Below are 18476 nucleotides of genomic sequence, written 5' to 3' on the forward strand. Positions count from 1 at the left end.
TAAAATATAAGTCGTATTTTTGGTATAATATAAGAGTCTATTAAAATTTTCAAAGGAGGCATGAGTTTTGAGCACTTTTCAAGCAATCTTTTTGGGAATACTTCAGGGTTTGGGAGAATTTTTGCCTATTTCGAGCTCTGCTCACCTTATTATATTCCCATGGCTTTTTGGATGGAAGGAACACTCACTGGTATTTGATGTAGCTTTGCATTTAGGTACTCTTTTGGCGGTACTTGTATATTTTTGGAGAGACTATATCGAGATAATAGTAAAAGGTATTACACAGCCAAAATCAGACCAAGGAAAACTTCTGTGGTTTATAATAGTAGCAACAATTCCAGGAGCAGGGTTTGGATACTTCTTTGAAAACATTGTTGAGAATGTGTTCAGAAAACAGTACCTATTAATTGCTGTGGTACTTGCAGTTTTCGGGTTTATTTTATACTATGTCGATAAAACTGCTAAAAATAAATTTACGCTTTCGAATATGAACATCTTACAAGCAGGACTGATTGGAATTTCACAGGCATTTGCACTTTTTCCGGGAATATCTCGTTCAGGTATTACAATGACAACAGGGCTTTTACTGGGGCTTAAAAAAGAAGCTGCTGCAAAGTTTTCTTTCTTGATGTCAGCGCCAATCATCTTTGGAGCTGGTGCTGTGTCACTTTTGAAAAACATACATGATGTTTCAAGCCAGTTTTCAAGCTTTGCAATAGGATTTTTTACTTCTGCAATTGTTGGATTTTTAGCTATACATTTTTTGCTTGATATAGTGAGAAAAAGTGGATTTAAGATATTCGCTTACTATAGATTCTTACTTGCAGCATTTATTTTAGTTGTCTTTTTTTTAAGAATGTAGACAAGAGCATCATCATAATTACTCCAATACCAAGATAGCCCATAAGAGAATACAGACTTCTTAGAAGCTGCTCAAAACCATTAAAACCCAAAAGTAAAGCTGTAATCATTATGATATTTTGAATTTCTGAACTTTTGATAGAATAACAAAGTCCCACATAGTTTGCCAAAATTGTTGTAAGTATCTCCAAAAATGTACACAATATAAGGATGGCTTGTAATACATGATTGTCAGTTGCCTTCAAAAGTGGCATCTGTGAGGTTTGAGAAGAAGGATTTGAAAGTATAATTATGTTTATGAAATTCAACAATATAAAAATTAAAATAGAAGCTATGATAATACCAACTTTTAGTTCTCTGGGTTTAAACCTATTTTTTAACTTATATATTACAGGAAATGCTAAAAGTGAATTGTATGTTGCATATAATATCGGTGAGAGAGGGGTAGAGTAAAGTTTTTTCAAAGAATCCGTGAGTACATCAAACTGTAGTAATACCTCTTTAGAAAATGTGTCTTTTAAAAAAACTATAAAAATCGTACTGATTAGCAAACTTACAACTACTTTATTCACGTTTATGACAGATGCAAAACCGCGGCCATAGATAATAATGCTCAAAACAAAGCAAAGAATTGTAAAAAAATATTTGTTTATCCTTAAAAATTCGAAGCCGAGCTGCCCAAACGCTGAGAACATTACAATTAAAGTAACAAATGAAAATAACATGATATATAACCTTAAAACTCTATTTAAAATACCATTTTCAAATACACTATTTGAAAAGTATAATAAAATCAAAAGTATTAGAAATGAGGCTACAGCGATATACCAAAAACTGGTTGTTTTGTACCGAGAAAAGAAATAGAAAACCTCTTGACCTGTTGAAAAACCAGCTCCAATAATTGAGCCGAGAATTGTTGATGCAATTGCAAAAAATATTGTCATAACTTTGTGTTCTCCTAACATTCTTTTTTCTCAATTAAATGTATTATACTCTTTTATTTAATATGAATACAAACCTACTGGAGGAAAAAGGAAATGGAAGTTCTAAAACAAATCTTTGTTTCAATTGCTGAATATTTATCACAATTTGGATATTTAGGAATATTTATTGGTATGACTCTTGAGTCTGCATGCATTCCTATTCCTTCTGAGATAATTTTACCGCTTGGTGGATATTTGGTTTATAAAGGTATTGGAAATATATTCTCTATGAGTTTAGTAGCAACACTCGGAGGTTATGCAGGTTCTGTAATTGCATACTTAATTGGATATTATGGTGGTCGCCCCTTTATCCTAAAATATGGGAAATACTTCTTTATCTCAAAACACGATTTTGAAAGAGCAGAAAGATTCTTTCAAAAAAGAGGAGAAATTACAATATTCATAAGCCGTCTTTTGCCAGTAATAAGGACGTTTATCTCACTTCCTGCTGGAATTGCAAGGATGAATTTTGTTAAATTTTCTGTGTATACAATCTTAGGTTCGTTTCCTTGGTCTTTAGTATTTGTGTACCTTGGCAAAAAGCTTGGAGATAACTGGAGAACAATTGAAGAGCATTTAAAAGGCTTAGATTATTTTATCTTGGCTGTTTTGATAATCGCTATTTTAGGATACGTAATTATCAAGCTGACACGGTCTAAAAAGAGGGTTGATGTTGAATAAATATTAATATTGGTGTATAATTATAAAAAATTTGATTAGTGAGGTAGTAAAAAATGAAAATAGATGAGATTATTTCTTATGATAAACAGTACTATGTAAATGTTTTTGGCGACAGAATCCCAATTGCATTTGAAAAAGGTGAAGGCTGCATACTTTATGATACAGAAAACAGAGAATATCTTGATTTTATCTCTGGAATTTCAGTGTGCAACTTGGGCCACAGCCACCCGAAATTTGTTGCAGCTTTAAAAGACCAAATTGAAAAATTAATCCACACATCAAGCCTTTTTTATATAGAAAATCAGACCCTTTTGGCTAAAAAACTTTGTGAAATTTCACCTTTTGACAAGGTATTCTTCTGCAATTCAGGTGCTGAGGCAAATGAAGCTGCTATAAAGCTTGTAAGAAATTATTTTTACAAAAAAGGAAGCAATCGATATAAAATCATAACACTTATAAACTCATTTCATGGAAGAACGCTTGCAACAACTGCTGCAACAGGACAAAAGAAGTATCAAAAACCATTTGAACCAATGCCAGAAGGATTCTTGAATGTTGAAGCTGATATTGAGAAAATAAGAATTGCAATAGATGACAAGACAGCAGCTATCATGATTGAACTTGTACAAGCAGAAGGTGGAATTAAGGTTCTTGAAAAGAAATTCGTAAATGAAATTTACAAGCTCTGCAAGGAAAACGGAATTTTACTTATAATTGATGAAGTTCAAACAGGAATTGGACGATGTGGAAGCCTGTTTTGCTTTGAACAGTATGAAGTCATCCCAGATATAATAACACTTGCAAAGGGACTTGGAAATGGCATACCAATTGGTGCAATGCTTTGCAAAAAAGAGGTTGCAAGCTTTGAACCTGGTGAGCACGGTTCTACATTTGGCGGGAATCTTTTAGCAACAAGAGCAGCTTTAGAGGTATTGAAGATAATTGAAGAAGAAAATATAATCGATAATGTAAAGAATATGGGAGAGTATTTAAAACAAAAGCTTTTAGAACTAAAAGAGCTTTTTAAATCAATTGTAGATGTCCGTGGTTTAGGACTATTGATTGGAGTGGAATTTTCTTTCCCTGTTAAAGATATGGTAAAAGAGCTTGCATTAAATGGGCTTTTGACAAGCAGTTGCGGTGGGGGTAATGTTGTAAGGTTTGCCCCGCCCTTGATTGTTCAAAAAGAACATATTGACAGAGCGATAGAAATCTTCAAAGAAGTGGTGAAAAGGTATGACAACATGGGAAGAGCTTGAAAGAAGCTGTCTTTCTTGCACAAAATGCCCAATTTCAAAGGACAGGACAAATGTTGTAATTGGAGATGGCAACAAAAACGCAAAGCTCATGTTTATTGGCGAAGCACCGGGTGAAGAAGAAGATAAGCAAGGAAAACCTTTTGTTGGAAGAGCAGGAAAGCTTCTTGATCTTGCGCTGGATGCTCTTGAACTTTCACGTGAAAATGATTTTTATATATGCAACATCCTGAAGTGTCGACCACCCAACAATCGTGTACCTACAGAGTACGAAGCCCAAAATTGCCTACCTTATTTGCGGGCACAAGTAAAGCTTGTTCAGCCCAGAATAATAGTCTGTCTTGGTGCAACTGCTATGAAATATATTCTTGGTAGGAATCTTAAAATCACTCAAGACAGGGGCAAGTGGTTTCAAAAAGGTGAGTTTCACATTATGGCTACATACCATCCAGCAGCACTTCTTCGCGATCCCAGCAAAAGAGAGGATTTTTACAGGGATTTGAAAAGTGTGAAAGAAAAGTTAAAAGAAATGATTCAATTTTAAAAGGGCTGTAAACAACCTATGTATAAGCGTTTACAGCCCTTTCAAATTTTATGGAATTTTAACTTTTAAGACATTACCTCCAACTATTCTATCAGTATAAATTGCGTAAATTGTTATATAGTAGTAATACCCTCTCTTTATCTCTTTATATTCATTGTTTGTTAAATACTTATCCTTTGCTTTTACATTTATTGAGGTAATATTTCTATCAGTTATTGTTGCCAGCAAACCATCTTTTATATAGTCAGGTGTTGAATTGTTTTCTGAGATAACTATTTTATATCCTAACAATTTATCATTATCTATTTTGTTCCATCTTAGAGATATATATCTTATACCAAAAAATTTTTTTATGGTCTTCGCTTCAAGTTTTGGCCTTAGCTTTGCTATGTCTAAGTTTGAGTAATAAACTGCTTTTACACTATTGCCCGCAACAAACCTGTCTTGATACTGGGCAGTCACGCTAAAATAATACTCCTCACCATCTCTTAAATACTCACCAAAGTCTCCTCCCTTATAAGGTATAGTATTGTCAATTGTTATTTGGGTCGTATTCTTATCATTAATGAAAACAAGATAGCCATTATCAGGATACTTTGGTTCCTTATTTTTCTTAGAAATTACTACATAGTATCCAATTAACCTCGAATCATTTATTGGTTGCCAGCTCAGGACAAATTTATTATCTTTATACTCATACTTCACATAGGGTTTTTCAAAATAATTAGGTACTACTGGCATTTTCAGTTTTATCGAATTGCCTTTTACATACACATTGTTGTCATAAATAGCAGTTACACTAAAATAATACTCTTCTCCACTTTTTAGGTAAACTCCAAAATCACCATTATTATATTTTGAGTCCACGCTTATTTCAATGTAAGTATTATCTCTGTTATTGAATATAGTGAGATAGCCATCCTTAGGATACTCAGGTTCAATATTGTTCTTGGAAATAACAACTGCATATCCTTTTAATCTGGTGTCGTTTATCCTATTCCAAACCAAAACTACTTTATCGCCTTTTGTGTATCCACTCACGTTGGGTTTTTGATAACCAGGCTGCTGATTATTTTGAGCTCCATTGTTATCGTCATAAGTTATTTTTTCCTCTTTGGTATTAATAACATTATAAAGAAGCATAGCTGCTTGGGCACGTGTAAGAACACCTTGTGGGTCAAACCTTAACTGATTAGAATTGGTAACTGGGTTACCTATCATAATGCCTTTTGAAATTGCTATTGCAATATATTTCATTAAATTAGGCGATATTTGGTCTTTGTCAATGTAATTATTTAATATGCTCATATCTACATTCTCATTTTGTAAACCTTTTGCTTTAACAAGCGCAACTGCCATATCTTCTCTCACTGCATAATCAGAAGGTTTAAAGTAGTCACCATTTGCAGTTCTAAATCCTGTCAAATAATATTTTGCACTTTCAACATATGGATAAGCCCAATGGTCCTTAGGGACATCTTTAAAGGATGGCGTATCTGTTACTTTTATCGGTAGATTTAGTGCTACCACCATTATTCTTGCAAATTCCGCACGAGTCACAGGATTGTCAGGTCTGAAAGTATTGTCTGGATAGCCCGTAATAATTCCTCTTTCAACCATAAACTTTACAGCATTATAAGCCCAGTGATTTTGCGGTAAATCTGAAAAAATAGGACTTGATGTGTCTTGAGCAAAAGCAATTGCAGAAAAAATTTGTACAATAGCAAAAACCAACATCACACATATCAGCAATAGACGTTTTTTAAATACTTTCATCCTCCTCTGAACCCCTTTCTTAAATTAATTTTGCTTATGATACTTCCATTATAACCATAATTTTTATAATTTATATTATCAAATGATTACAAAATTGTGTAATTTATTTCTAACCTTATTTTTGATTGATTTACCAACTAAATTTTGCGATAATTTTAATATAGCGATTTTCTCAAAAGTGGTGACTTTGACATTATGATAGAACTTTATGACCAAATTTCGAAATTACGAAATATTCTTGAGAAATTGAGCTCCTATGTATTATATGTCTCAACTGAAAAAAATATAGAGGATATTCTCCTTCAAACCATTGATATATGTTTAGAACTTACAACAAGTGATGGTGCCACAATTTATCTTAAAGAAATGATAGAAAACGAGGAAAAACTTGTAATCAAAGCTACAAAAAATCAATCAGTCAATTTTGAATTCTACTTGGGATACTCACTGCCTATAAACTCTATTAGTTTAGCAGGATATGTTGCTTCTAACCGCAAACCTGTGGTTATAAATAAAACTTTATCTTTACCTGAAAATCATGAATATAGGCAATTCAAATTTTTTGACAGGAGTTTGCATTATATTACAATTAACACTATAACAGTACCAATTTTTGATTACACAAACAGTGTTATAGGAGTTTTGCAAGTTGTTAATAAGAAGGCAAAACCTCAATTAAAACTTGAAGAAAATAATGCTCATCTATTTACTATTGACTATACTGATAACGATGCAAGAATAATATTAGCAATCTCGGCACTTTTAGGAATTATTTTAGAGAGAATTTGGCTTCATCAAAAAAATGATCAACTGATAACAAATACTCAAAAGATGCTAAGTAATATTTTCGACTCGGTAAAAAAATCAATTTTGACTTTAAATGATATAATGCTGACAGGTCAGCAAAAGTTCATAGAGTATCTTCAAGCTGAGAAAAGAAAAAAAGTTCTTGAGTTTAAAGAAGGACTTGAACTTTGTAAAAAACAAATTGAACTCTCAAAAGTTACTGAAACAATTATAACTGTATGTTATTTATCAATCGAAACTTCAGATAATAAAGTATCAAATATATTCTATGAAGTACTTTCATCAGAAATAAGAATATATGACATTCCTGTAATGGTAAAAGAAAATGAGTATGTCCTTTTGCTTTACAACGTTGACTTGATAAAAGCTAAAATGATTGCCAAAAGGATAGAAAGAAAAATGATTGAAAAGGCAAATTCACAAAATTATAACCTTCCATTCAAAACCAAATGGAGTTTTTATGAAATAAAACCTTCAGAAGAAAAAGCTCTTGAGGAAATATTTGAAAGTTTAAAAAGTACTCTTGGAGATCTTTAAATTGTTTTTAATTTATTAATTAAGAAATGGTGGTGAAAAAAATGTCAAAGGAAAACCCTTTAAAATTTCTGGGAATCGGAAGTGCTTTTAATCCTAATTATAACAATACCTCTGCTTACTTTGAATTGGAAGATAATCTTTTTTTAATTGACTGTGGTGGAGGTATATTTAACTCCCTTTTGAGTTTGAAACTACTTGAAAAATATCTACATTTAAATGTTTTAATAACTCATACACACCCTGACCACATTGCAAGTTTAGGTCAATTAATCTTGTATTGTTATTATCAACTAAGCAAGAAAATAACTCTTATCTTCCCTCAACCTGAAATAATATCAAATTTACTTGACTATATGGGTATCAGAAATGAGATATACACTTTGAAAACCCCTCAGGACTTTGTTAACTATCTCAGTAAACTTACGGTAATATCCTTAGAACAAGTTCATGTAAATGAATTGCCTTGTTTTGGATATCTAATTTACTTGAATAATGTAACATTTTATTACAGTGGGGACTCAAAATCAATTCCTCTTTATATCCTAACCAAATTTTTAGAAGGCGAAATAGATTTTTTATTCCAAGATACTTGTTCAGAAAATCATAACCATCATCCCCATCTTTCCATAAAGGAACTTTCAGAACAAATACCACCCTCAAAAAGAAAACAGGTTTATTGTATGCATATTGATGAAAGGTTTGATGTAAATTTAGCTAAAAATTTAGGTTTTAATATACCTCAAGAAATTGTAGCTGAGAGGGATGCAAAAAAATGATCGAATATAATAATCCCCAAGATTTAAAAAGACTAATCAGAAAACTCAATAAAATTGGAATTACAATTTCACGGGAGAAAAACGTCGATACCATTTTAGAAATGATCTTAAATGAAAGCATTGACATCACAAATAGTGATGGTGGTACCCTCTATATCGTAAAAGAATTCGAAGGACAAAAATATTTAGTCATCACACTTGCCAAAAACTACTCAGTTGCTTTCAATTACATTGGTTATAAAATACCTATAGATAATCAAAGCATTGTCGGATACGTTGCCCAAAATGGCATTCCTGTTACAATTAACAACATTCAAAATATCCAAAATTCTCACCTGCAGCAGTTTAAACTTTTCGACCAAGCATTACATTATAAAACCCTAAATCTTATGGCAATACCCATGATTGATTATCAAGGCAATGTGATTGGTGTTTTGCAGATAATAAACAAAAAGAAAGACAAGTCCATTAAGCTAACAGAAGACAACATCTACCAAAATATTGTTGACTTTACAAAAGAAGATGAAGAAATTATTTTGTCACTTGCATCTCAAGCGTCTTTATTAATTGAACGAATTCATCTTTACCAAAGGATAGAAAAAAATATTGCAAACACTCGTTATGCTCTAATCAGTTTATTTAATTCTATGAAACAAGTGATTGCAAACTTGAGTGAAGATATTTTAATTGAACAAGAAGAGTTTAAAAAATATGCATCTTTGGACGACCTGACAGGTCTGTTTACGCGAAATGAAGGAATGATTTATTTAGAAAAGCAGATACAACTCTCCAAAATGAATGAAACACACTTTGTTGTTTGCTTTATTGATGTCGATGGACTAAAACAAGTAAATGACACATTTGGCCACCAAATAGGCGATGAACTTTTAAAAAGCTTTGCTCAAATTCTAAAAGAAAGTATCAGAAGTTATGATATAGCATTCAGATATGGCGGAGATGAGTTTGTGTTGATACTTTATAAAGCAACAATAAGAGAAGCTAATATTGTTCTTGCAAGAATCCAAAATAAAATCGACGAGTTTAACGCAAAAGTCCAAAAGCCCTATAAGATTCAAATAAGCTATGGATTTGCTGAATATTCCCCAACTTCCAATTTGAACTCCGAAGACTTGATTAAAATAGCTGATGAGAATATGTACAAGGTCAAGAAAGAAAAGAAAAAAAGTCGACCCTCATATTAATTATGAGGGTCGTTCAAAATATATAAAGGAGTTCGAGGGGTTATGAGGATAGAGGGATTATCTTAGAATGACCATACAAACCTTGAAAAATGATCTGTTTTTAGCTGTTGTTTTTTAAGTTTGACATAAATATTCTTCCCCGCAGACCTATCATAGATGTACCCTTCATATCCTTCACATCTTAGGTGCACATCTTTTTTGAATTTAGCATCTGGTGAAAATTCAATGTACACAGTTCCATTTTCAGCATATATCTGTGCATAAAAGGTAATTGCATCTATTCCATCAGGTAGCGAGTCTTTCTTAAAATCAATTTCTACAAAGCCTACCTGGAATTTTCCTCCTTCATTTGTTACAGTAAAACTACCACTAAATTGAATAGGAGTTTCATCTTGTGCAAAAGCAATGCTACTCAAACCCAATGATAAAATAAATACCAAAAGTATAGCAATTGACCATTTCTTCAAAACATGAAGCTTCATAACTTTTTACACCCCCTTTAAGTTGAGCAAGCAAAGCCTTGCTCATTAATATATCAAAAGGCACCTGACTTTTCAGCCAGGTGCCTCTCTGCCAAAGGTAAATACTCCTTTTACTCACTTTACCCTTGACATATGTTTCGGCAGCCTGGCGATCATAGGAAAAGGTAAAACCCTTTTCCGACAGACCCATGGCTTTGCGCCCCTGCCTTTCGACAGGTTTGCCTTTATCGACATATGCTTCACTTATTTTTAAAAGCTCTGTTCAAATTAGCATTCTTTGTGTATAATTTTTATGTGGTTTTCTAATTATATTATCGCATAAATTTTTAAATTTTCAATAGCTTTTTAAAAAAATTTTTGGGTTGTGAAAAACTATGATTTGTTTTAACTGTGGCAATAAAATTCAATCTCCTAATGCTGAAAAATGTATCTTTTGCGGAATGAAATTTAAGGGTGTGTGTCCATCTTGCAATTCATTATTACCTACTTACATTAATTTCTGCCCTAATTGTGGGGAATTTGTAAGACAAGGTGAAGCTAATCAACAATCTGCTGACGAACTAAAAAAGGTAGCCGTGCTATTTGCAGATATATCAGGATTTACTAAGCTTTCCGAAAAAATAAGCCCTGATGAGGTTAATAATATAATCAATGAATTTTTTGAATATATTTTAAAGCCTGTTTACTACTATGAAGGTACCATAGATAAATTCATTGGAGATTGTGTTATGATACTATTTGGTGCAAAAAACTCTCACTTGGATGACCCAAAGCGTGCTGTGTTGTGTGCTCTTGAAATGTTAAAGCTCTGTAACGAGTTTTCAGTACAAAAAAATTTAAAAATATCAATGAGTATCGGCATAAATTATGGTATAGTTGCAATTGGCAAAGTCGGAGGATATTATGAAAAGGATTATACTGTTATTGGGGACGTTGTTAATGTTGCTCAAAGATTACAAGCAGCAGCACCTGAGAATACTATTTATGTATCAGAGAGTATTTATAGGGAGACTTTTGATTTATTCCTATATTCAGAGGCAAAAGAAATTTATGTTAAAAATAAAAGCAATCCCATAAGGTGTTATATACCTTTAGAAATTATCAATGAAGCTACAACATTTGATGTAATTTCTCGTATCCAGGATAGCTATTTATCAAAACTATTTAATATAATCGCATCAAAAGATACAAATAGCGTTCTTTTACTGGGGCCAAACGGTGTTGGAAAAACTTCTCTTTTAGAAAAATTAACTAATCATTTAGTTGCAAACAATATAAAAACGTATTACATTAGATGCAGTTTTAATAATTATTCGCGTCCTTACTTGTTAATTTCGCAAATAATATGTAAAGTATTAAATGTAAGTGTAGACGATGTGCAAACCATAAAGCAACATCGATTAATCTCTTTTCTTGACTTTTTATTTAAAGATGACTTAGAAAAAAAAGAAACCTGTTTCAAATTTCTTTCTATCATTCTGCAATTAGATATCGAGGATGATTTTAGAAATATTGTTTCATCCATGACCCAAGAAGATTTGGAATTTGAAATTCGGCAAAATGTACTTCTATTTTTTGATGCTTTTTTGAGCTCAAATTTTTCTATTTTTTTAATAGATGACATCCATTATGCTGACATTGAATCAATTCAAATCCTGGAATATTTAAAGACAAATTTGTATTGTGATAAAGTAATCTTTATTATAACTTCAGAAAATGAAAGTATCCACCTTAATGCCGAAAAAACCATCTATGTGCAGAAATTGTCACTTCAGGAAACAGAGGAATTTCTGAAATCTTTCTTTAATGTTAATACTGTTGATGAAAAATTTACTCAGCTAATGGTGGACATATCAGAAGGAAAAATTTCTTATCTTAAAGAGGTTTGTAGATGGCTTTATTTGAATCATCAGTTGTGCATTCAGAACAATAAGCTGTTTCTTCAAAACACTAATATAAATGCTTCAGAAATATTTTATAAAATTGTTGAACACAGACTTTCTCAACTCGATAAGGAATTAATACAATTTTTGAAAATAGCTGCTGTTTTTGGACAAAGATTTAATTTACGTATAGTATTAAATGTTTTAAAACCTTCAAAATCTGAAAATGATATCATCTTAACTCTTTCAAAAAGTAATTTCATTAAATTTGTTGACATAACTTATCAATCTTCAACAGCAGACAAAATCTTCGAATTTGCAAATAATATTATTTTTGAAACAGTCCTGAGGTCAATACCAAAAAGTACTAAAATAAGTCTTCATCTTAAAATTGCCAAATCTATTGAAAAACTATTCAGAGAAAATATTAGTTATTATTACGAGCTTTTGATTTATCATTACCGTGAAGCGAACGATATAATAAATTCTTCCAAATATTGTATATTGCTTGCAAATTATTATAAAAAGCAACTTTTGTACAAGTACGCAGTAAAATACTTTAAAATTGCAATTGAAATGTTAGAAAATTACAACCAACAAAAAAACAATCTATATACAAAAGTACTTGAAGAATTATCAAGTTTAGAAAAACAAATGGGTAACTATGTTGAAGCTCTTAAGTACTTAAATATCTTAGATAGCGTAGCAGATGCCGAAAAAAGTCTATTTATAAAATGCGAAATATGTGAATGTCTCATCCTTACTGCTGACTTTGCTAAAGCGAAGGAAATACTCATAGGGCTTGAAAAAAATATTGACAGGAATAGTACCTTATATTCAAAATTAGTCTACCTCAAGAGTCTATTTCAATGTTATACTGGGGCTTCAGATATTAACCAAATTTTGGAAGAGACAGAAACTATAATAATGCAAGATAATGAGATTGAGAATCTTGTGAAAATTTTTAATGTAGTTGCATATACATTTTATAGAAACTATGGAGATATTAATAAGGCAATAAATTACTTACAAAAAGCTAAATCTGCCGCAATTAAAACTAATAATATTGGTTTACGTGTCAAACTTACCAGTAATCTTGGTATTCTTTATTTTCAAACTGGTCAAATTAATAGCGCAATACAAAATTTAACATTAGCCTTAGAAGAAAGCAAAAAAATTTCCGATAGACATACACAAATTCATATTTTGATAAATTTAGGGATAATTTATACAAAGAAAGGACTTCTTAAAAAAGCATACGAATATCTAAACCAAGCTTATGAAAATGCTGAAAAATGGAATTTCTCGTATGAAGAATGTGCTTGCCTACTTAATATAGGCGAAATCTACATTGAAAAAGGTTTATTAATACATAGCTATGAATTGTTTTTAGCCTCACTAAATATCAGCGAAACAAAAATGTTTACTGCCGAAAAAGCTTTGAGTTTTATAAATCTCGCAAAAGTTTTGCTTCTTCTGAAAAATTGGCAAGCTGCTGAAGAATTTCTTAATAAAGCAACAAGTTTTATTAAAAATTTAAAAGACATAGATACATCTTACGAATATCATCTAACTAAGGCAGAGTTTTTTTTGTTGACAAACAATCTTTTGGATGCAGAGAGAGAAATTGATATTTCATTAAAGTTTGCAGAAAAAAACATATTCAGACAAATAGAATGCATAAGAAAGAAAGGGGAGATACTTTCTGCTGCTGAAAAGTACAGTGAAGCAATAGAATGCTTCAAAAATGCAATAAAACTTAGTGAAACAAGTGGTTCTGCCTTAGAACTCGCAAAGTGCTATTTTCTCTTAGCAAAAACTTATCTAAAAACTTCGCAAAAAGACCAAGCAAAGTATTATTTTGAAATGTCAGAAAAATGGAGCAAATTAATTGATGATGAGTGCAGTATCAAGACTGAAATAGCTTCATTTAAAAAGTTTTTGATAAGTTAGATCAACTCCATTGTTTGAGCAGAAGATATTTTACTAATGTAAAATTTCCTTAAAAAGCAAAAATTAACATCTCAATTAAGCATGAAATAACAGGAAAATAGAGTCTAACTAATCAGAACTTGTATGAATACGTAGGGAAGATGGAAGAACAAAGAAACACTATGAAGACTATAAGATAAACCTAAAAATAGAAATAGGCTACACAAACTAATTTTATGACGAGATTAAATCAAAATTCGTTATAAAAAGAGAGTTATAATCAGAAGTATTTACGGGTATTCAGAACCACAAGATAAAAATAAAGCCATAGCTTCGTATACATATTTTGTAAAATTTTATATCACCAATATTACAGTTCGAAGCTATGGCTTTAATAATTTTTATCCGTTGCATTTTTAATTTGCAATTAACAATTTTTTGTCATTAAATAATTTTCTATAAACCTATTATTTTGGTTCTTGCCCCCATACCAGCACCCCATCTACATACGCCGTTACCTTCACATTCTCTCCATAACTCGTCATGCTCTGTAACCATGACCAGTCATTTCCTTGATTGTAATTGCTCCAGTCACTCTTGTTAAACCTTATCTGTATCTCTCCTGTGTCTTTACCAGGCTGCAACTGCCCTGCTCCACTCTTAAATCCTATCTCCAAGTAATAATCCGCTCCACTTACACTACTGCTCAGCTTCACAAACTTGAATGTTACATTGCTTGCTCCTATCTGTGCCCAGTCAGATATCGCACTCTGTGCCCTCTCACCATCTACCGTGTACCAGTACCTTATCGTTACCCTGCTCAAATCTATGCTACTGCTTCCCGTGTTCACTACCTTCAACCACGGCCTTATCGTGTTTGTCGTGCTGTTTGTCTCCTTGTTACCATACAGTACCTTTATCTGCCTGCTTGTCACAGGGGTACTAACAGGCGTCGGGGTTAGAGTTGGTGTTGCTGTTGGAGTTGGCGTAGATGTTGCAGTTGATGTTGGCGATGGAGTTGATGTAGGCGTTGGTGTTTTTGTCGGGGTTAGCGACGGTGTAGCAATTGGTTGTTGCCCATACCCTTCAAAATATTGATATATGTTATTCACATTAGTCTCATACCCTAAATAAAAACTTACGTGAGGTGGTTGATTATATGCAACGTTCTGCCATGCTATAGACACTCTATATTGCCTGTTATGCATAAGCGTAGGTATCTTATAATTTGTCAATGTGGTGGTTGTATATATCCTGATTGCATTGTTATCACTAGTCCTAAATATAACCTCTTCTCGCCAATCTCCAAATATATCTGCACTCAGGCAGGGCGTTGCCTTTGTGTTGTTATTTGATGAACATCCACTTGCTGTAAATATAGTATTTGTTCTATTATTGTTATAATCCCATTCGTAAATATATGTTTTATCCAATAATTCTCTGCCTAAATCCCCGTCCCACCAAATTGCAAAGTTATATGGTGGTGTCGCATTACTGATTACATTTCCCTTACAATCTCTAATACTTACCCCTGCTGCCCACACTTCTAACCCTTTATATCTCGGATCAACGTCTGCCGCCAAAGCACGCCCACAATCTCCAGATGTTAAAACCCTTACTAATATCTGCCCAGTCTTCGCGTCTCTTAAACTCGCTCCTGTGCTTCCTTCATGACACTGCCAAACTTCTAATCCAGGCCTGTCTGGATTAATATCTGACACATGCATTGCATCACCATGACCTAATTTGGTTGAATATAACGGTGCTCCATTATCATCTACTGCCATCGCGCCGTATATTATTTCATCCTTACCATCATTGTCAACATCAGCTACACTCAAATTGTGATTTCCTTGTCCTTCGTAATCATCTCTATATCCATCTTTAATCTCTCCTGTGTCAAATTGCCATAACTTTGTTAAATCGCCATTTTGCCAATTCCAAGCAACTATATATGTTTTTGTGTAATATCCTCGGCACATAATTAGGCTAGGCCTCTTCCCATCCAAATAAGCTACTGCTGCCAAAAACCTGTCAACCCTGTTTCCATATGAATCGCCCCATGACGAAACATTTCCACGTGGCGGAATATAATTAACTGTCTTTATTGCTCCTCCTGTCGCACCTTCAAATATAGTCAAATATTCAGGACCTGATAAAACATAGCCAGACGAATTCCGCCAATCAGCATTTGGATTTCCTATCACATTGCCTTGTCCATCTATTGTTCCATCAGCTGTTTTACATGCAACTTCAGCTTTTCCGTCACCATCTAAATCATATACTATAAATTGTGTATAATGTGCTCCTGCTCTTATATTCCTACCCAAATCAATTCTCCATAAGAACTTGCCATTTAATTTGTAAGCGTCTAAATACACATTGCTTGTATATCCAGCTTGTGAGTTATCCTTTGAATCACTTGGATCCCATTTCAGAACAATCTCATATTCCCCATCACCATCTAAATCGCCGACACTTGCATCATTTGGCGAATATGAAGCACCGAGTGGAGAATTCGCTGGTTTATTTAATCTTATTTCAATATAATTGCTACTAAGCACACTTACTTCTTCAGATTGCTCTACCTCTGCCCCATTTATTACTGCTCTTACATAATACCTCGAACTGGTTGTTCCATCAGTATCAACATAGTTTGTGCTGTTCTGAATTGGTGTTTTAGTTATCTTTATTCCATTTCTGTAAATATTAAATCCTATATTCGCTGGATCTGAACCAAACATTCTCCAACTCAAAAATACTCCGTTGGTTACTTTTATTGCAATTAATCCTCTATTTAACTTCTCAATTTGACTTCCCGTTGCCGCCATTGCTAAATTACTTTTGCTCACATTTATCTGTCCATTTAACAATATAATACTCATAAAAAAAATAATCGATACAAAGTATACATATTCCTTAAGCTTTTTCTTAGTTAACATTGAACTTACCTCCAAAACTTCTCTCTTTATCTTCAATTGTAATAACCTACAAAAGACTCATCCAAAAAAGTGGCGTGTGATGAATTTGAGGACTTCATATAAATATCAAATTCATCACACGCACTCTTATCTACTTTTTTCTCTATTTTACTCACTAAAACGTCATTATTCCTTTCTTAAATGAACAATTAGTATTGATGTATCTGCGATTGGGACGGAAATTCAAATAATGTTTTGCAATTATTTACATTCAAGTTATGATACCACAGTTCTGATACTGGACTATCAGATTTTGCAACACAGCTTTTTACATTGTTTAATGTTACATCTTCAAGATAAATAACTACTTTGAAAGTAGTACCACCATTTTGTCTTACAAGCTTTCCTATATTTGTAGCTGTGAAGTTTTTTACTTTGAATGTACACGGTGCATTAAGTTGGAACACCTTGTCAGCAGCTTCTTTTGCTGAACCACCAATAACTTCCACTACCCCCTCACCTTTTACAGTCAACGCATCCTCTCCAACATCTTCCCATACAACATTTTCAACCACATTATCACCATAACAATGTACCCCGTCACAACCTGGCGCTCCAATTATTACATTTTTCAACTTTGCCCCTTTTTCAAGTTTAAATATGGGCTTTTGATTTTCAGATTGACTTCCGTCACCCATTCCTTGAGCTATTATTTTTATTCCTTTACCGTCATATGTTTGACCGGATTTAACAATTATTGTATCTGTAATAACTAAAACACCACCAGTATTTGGGGTTGGAGTGGGTGTTACTGTTGGAGTTTGTGTTGGTACTGGTGTGGAAGTTGGAGTAGGTGTTTCGGTTGGCGTTGGAGTCAACGTTGGTGTTGGTGTCACTGATGAAGTCGGTGTTGGTGCCGGAGTAGGTGCTATACCACTCACACTTGAATTTACAATAACATCATCAAATTCAGCAACACACCTGTCAGCTATTAAACCTGCTTTCCCTGTCGCAATCGATGAATCACTTGCACTTAATACTTGACTCCCATTAACATATCCAATTAACTTGTTCCCATTTACTTCTAATTTCACATTATACCAGGTATCCTGATTCAACGTAAACGACTTGAACGCCAATGTACTCCTACTACTGTTTACCTTCTTCACTATCTCTATCTTTGAATCTCTTAATACCAACGCATAAAAGTTACCTGAGTTCTTATATCTCACTATCACTCCCGCACCTGAACTCGAATCCTTCACACCCAATACCTTAACTTTCGCTTCAACTGTATAATTGCTCCAGTCAGATGAACCAGTATACGCTCTTGCCTCAGAACCTGTACTAGCCTGCTTTAAAACCTTGCTCCCATCCACTACTACACTCCAGCTACCGTTCGAGGTCGACCATCCATCCCTGTTGCCATCTTCAAAATCATCTGTCAAAAGTGTCGCCGCCTTTGCAACTCCATTATGCAAACTAATCCCCGTAAACAACGATACAACCATTATCAAACTGACCACAATAGATAAAATCTTCCTGTAACTCATCTCCTAAACCCCCTTCTTATTTTGTTATAATTATTTACGGTCTGCATCAAAAAATTTGTTGAAAATGGTTCTTTAACTGTCACTTACAAAAAGTGTGCTAACAAATTCATCCCTCCCTTGGTGTATTGTTATCTTATTTTTTTGAATCTACAGATGGAGTAGAAATATTCTCTTTTGCTCCTCTACTCCCCTGTTAGCATTAATATATTAATTTGAATTCTTTGTTTCAAGGGACACTTTTTTAGTTTTATAATATGGTTAAACAATGTTATGTTTAACTAA

13 protein-coding genes and 1 riboswitch are annotated in these 18476 nt (G+C 33.0%); of the genes, 8 read left to right on the forward strand and 5 right to left on the reverse strand.

Annotated features, from left to right (window positions below):
- Positions 1 to 67 precede the first annotated feature (67 nt).
- Complete coding sequence (gene uppP, locus PGC14_RS07735; RefSeq protein WP_039764718.1) at positions 68 to 862, forward strand: undecaprenyl-diphosphatase UppP; 795 nt, start codon at positions 68 to 70, stop codon at positions 860 to 862.
- Here the strand turns inward: uppP and PGC14_RS07740 are convergent.
- On the reverse strand, positions 831 to 1805 hold the full coding sequence (locus tag PGC14_RS07740) for a hypothetical protein (RefSeq protein WP_271628581.1): 975 nt from the start codon (positions 1803 to 1805) through the stop codon (positions 831 to 833). The genes uppP and PGC14_RS07740 overlap by 32 nt on opposite strands.
- A 93-nt stretch (positions 1806 to 1898) precedes the next feature.
- Here PGC14_RS07740 and PGC14_RS07745 point away from each other — a divergent pair, with 93 nt between their 5' ends.
- Genes PGC14_RS07745 through PGC14_RS07755 form a run of 3 tightly spaced genes read left to right on the forward strand, consistent with a single transcriptional unit; the run spans position 1899 to position 4325 of the window.
- Positions 1899 to 2525, forward strand: coding sequence for a DedA family protein (locus PGC14_RS07745; protein WP_271628582.1), 627 nt, complete (start codon positions 1899 to 1901; stop codon positions 2523 to 2525).
- A gap of 53 nt (positions 2526 to 2578) precedes the next feature.
- Positions 2579 to 3784 (forward strand): aspartate aminotransferase family protein, encoded by a 1206-nt coding sequence (locus PGC14_RS07750; protein ID WP_271628583.1) that lies wholly within the window; start codon positions 2579 to 2581, stop codon positions 3782 to 3784.
- Positions 3762 to 4325 carry a uracil-DNA glycosylase gene (locus PGC14_RS07755; RefSeq protein WP_271628584.1) on the forward strand — a complete coding sequence of 188 codons (564 nt, stop codon included), beginning with the start codon at positions 3762 to 3764 and terminating at the stop codon, positions 4323 to 4325. Before PGC14_RS07750 ends, PGC14_RS07755 begins: the two co-directional genes overlap by 23 nt.
- Before the next feature lie 48 nt (positions 4326 to 4373).
- Here the strand turns inward: PGC14_RS07755 and PGC14_RS07760 are convergent, their stop codons facing one another.
- On the reverse strand, positions 4374 to 6101 hold the full coding sequence (locus PGC14_RS07760) for an S-layer homology domain-containing protein (RefSeq protein ID WP_039764707.1): 1728 nt from the start codon (positions 6099 to 6101) through the stop codon (positions 4374 to 4376).
- 195 nt (positions 6102 to 6296) lie between these two features.
- Here PGC14_RS07760 and PGC14_RS07765 point away from each other — a divergent pair, with 195 nt between their 5' ends.
- From PGC14_RS07765 to PGC14_RS07775, 3 genes are read left to right on the forward strand one after another with little or no spacing between them, the layout of a single operon-like run.
- Positions 6297 to 7445, forward strand: a complete 1149-nt coding sequence (locus tag PGC14_RS07765; protein ID WP_039764705.1) for a GAF domain-containing protein — start codon at positions 6297 to 6299, stop codon at positions 7443 to 7445.
- A gap of 41 nt (positions 7446 to 7486) precedes the next feature.
- Positions 7487 to 8221, forward strand: a complete 735-nt coding sequence (locus PGC14_RS07770; RefSeq protein ID WP_039764703.1) for an MBL fold metallo-hydrolase — start codon at positions 7487 to 7489, stop codon at positions 8219 to 8221.
- Entirely contained in the window at positions 8218 to 9423 is a 1206-nt protein-coding gene (locus tag PGC14_RS07775; protein ID WP_039764702.1) for a sensor domain-containing diguanylate cyclase, read from the forward strand. The genes PGC14_RS07770 and PGC14_RS07775 overlap by 4 nt, the downstream gene beginning before the upstream one ends.
- Positions 9424 to 9485: 62 nt before the next feature.
- Here PGC14_RS07775 and PGC14_RS07780 read toward each other — a convergent pair whose 3' ends face one another.
- Positions 9486 to 9905, reverse strand: a complete 420-nt coding sequence (locus PGC14_RS07780) for a hypothetical protein (protein ID WP_039764699.1) — start codon at positions 9903 to 9905, stop codon at positions 9486 to 9488.
- 136 nt (positions 9906 to 10041) lie between these two features.
- Positions 10042 to 10138: riboswitch (cyclic di-GMP riboswitch) on the reverse strand.
- 141 nt (positions 10139 to 10279) lie between these two features.
- Here PGC14_RS07780 and PGC14_RS07785 point away from each other — a divergent pair.
- Positions 10280 to 13741 (forward strand): adenylate/guanylate cyclase domain-containing protein, encoded by a 3462-nt coding sequence (locus PGC14_RS07785; RefSeq protein WP_271628585.1) that lies wholly within the window; start codon positions 10280 to 10282, stop codon positions 13739 to 13741.
- 446 nt (positions 13742 to 14187) lie between these two features.
- Here the strand turns inward: PGC14_RS07785 and PGC14_RS07790 are convergent, their stop codons facing one another.
- Positions 14188 to 16662, reverse strand: coding sequence for a cellulose binding domain-containing protein (locus PGC14_RS07790; RefSeq protein ID WP_271628586.1), 2475 nt, complete (start codon positions 16660 to 16662; stop codon positions 14188 to 14190).
- A 188-nt stretch (positions 16663 to 16850) separates the two neighbouring features.
- Complete coding sequence (locus PGC14_RS07795; RefSeq protein ID WP_271628587.1) at positions 16851 to 18194, reverse strand: pectate lyase; 1344 nt, start codon at positions 18192 to 18194, stop codon at positions 16851 to 16853.
- Positions 18195 to 18476: the final 282 nt, after the last annotated feature.

The organism is Caldicellulosiruptor sp. DIB 104C (assembly GCF_028198085.1).
GTDB classification, from domain to species: domain Bacteria; phylum Bacillota; class Thermoanaerobacteria; order Caldicellulosiruptorales; family Caldicellulosiruptoraceae; genus Caldicellulosiruptor; species Caldicellulosiruptor saccharolyticus.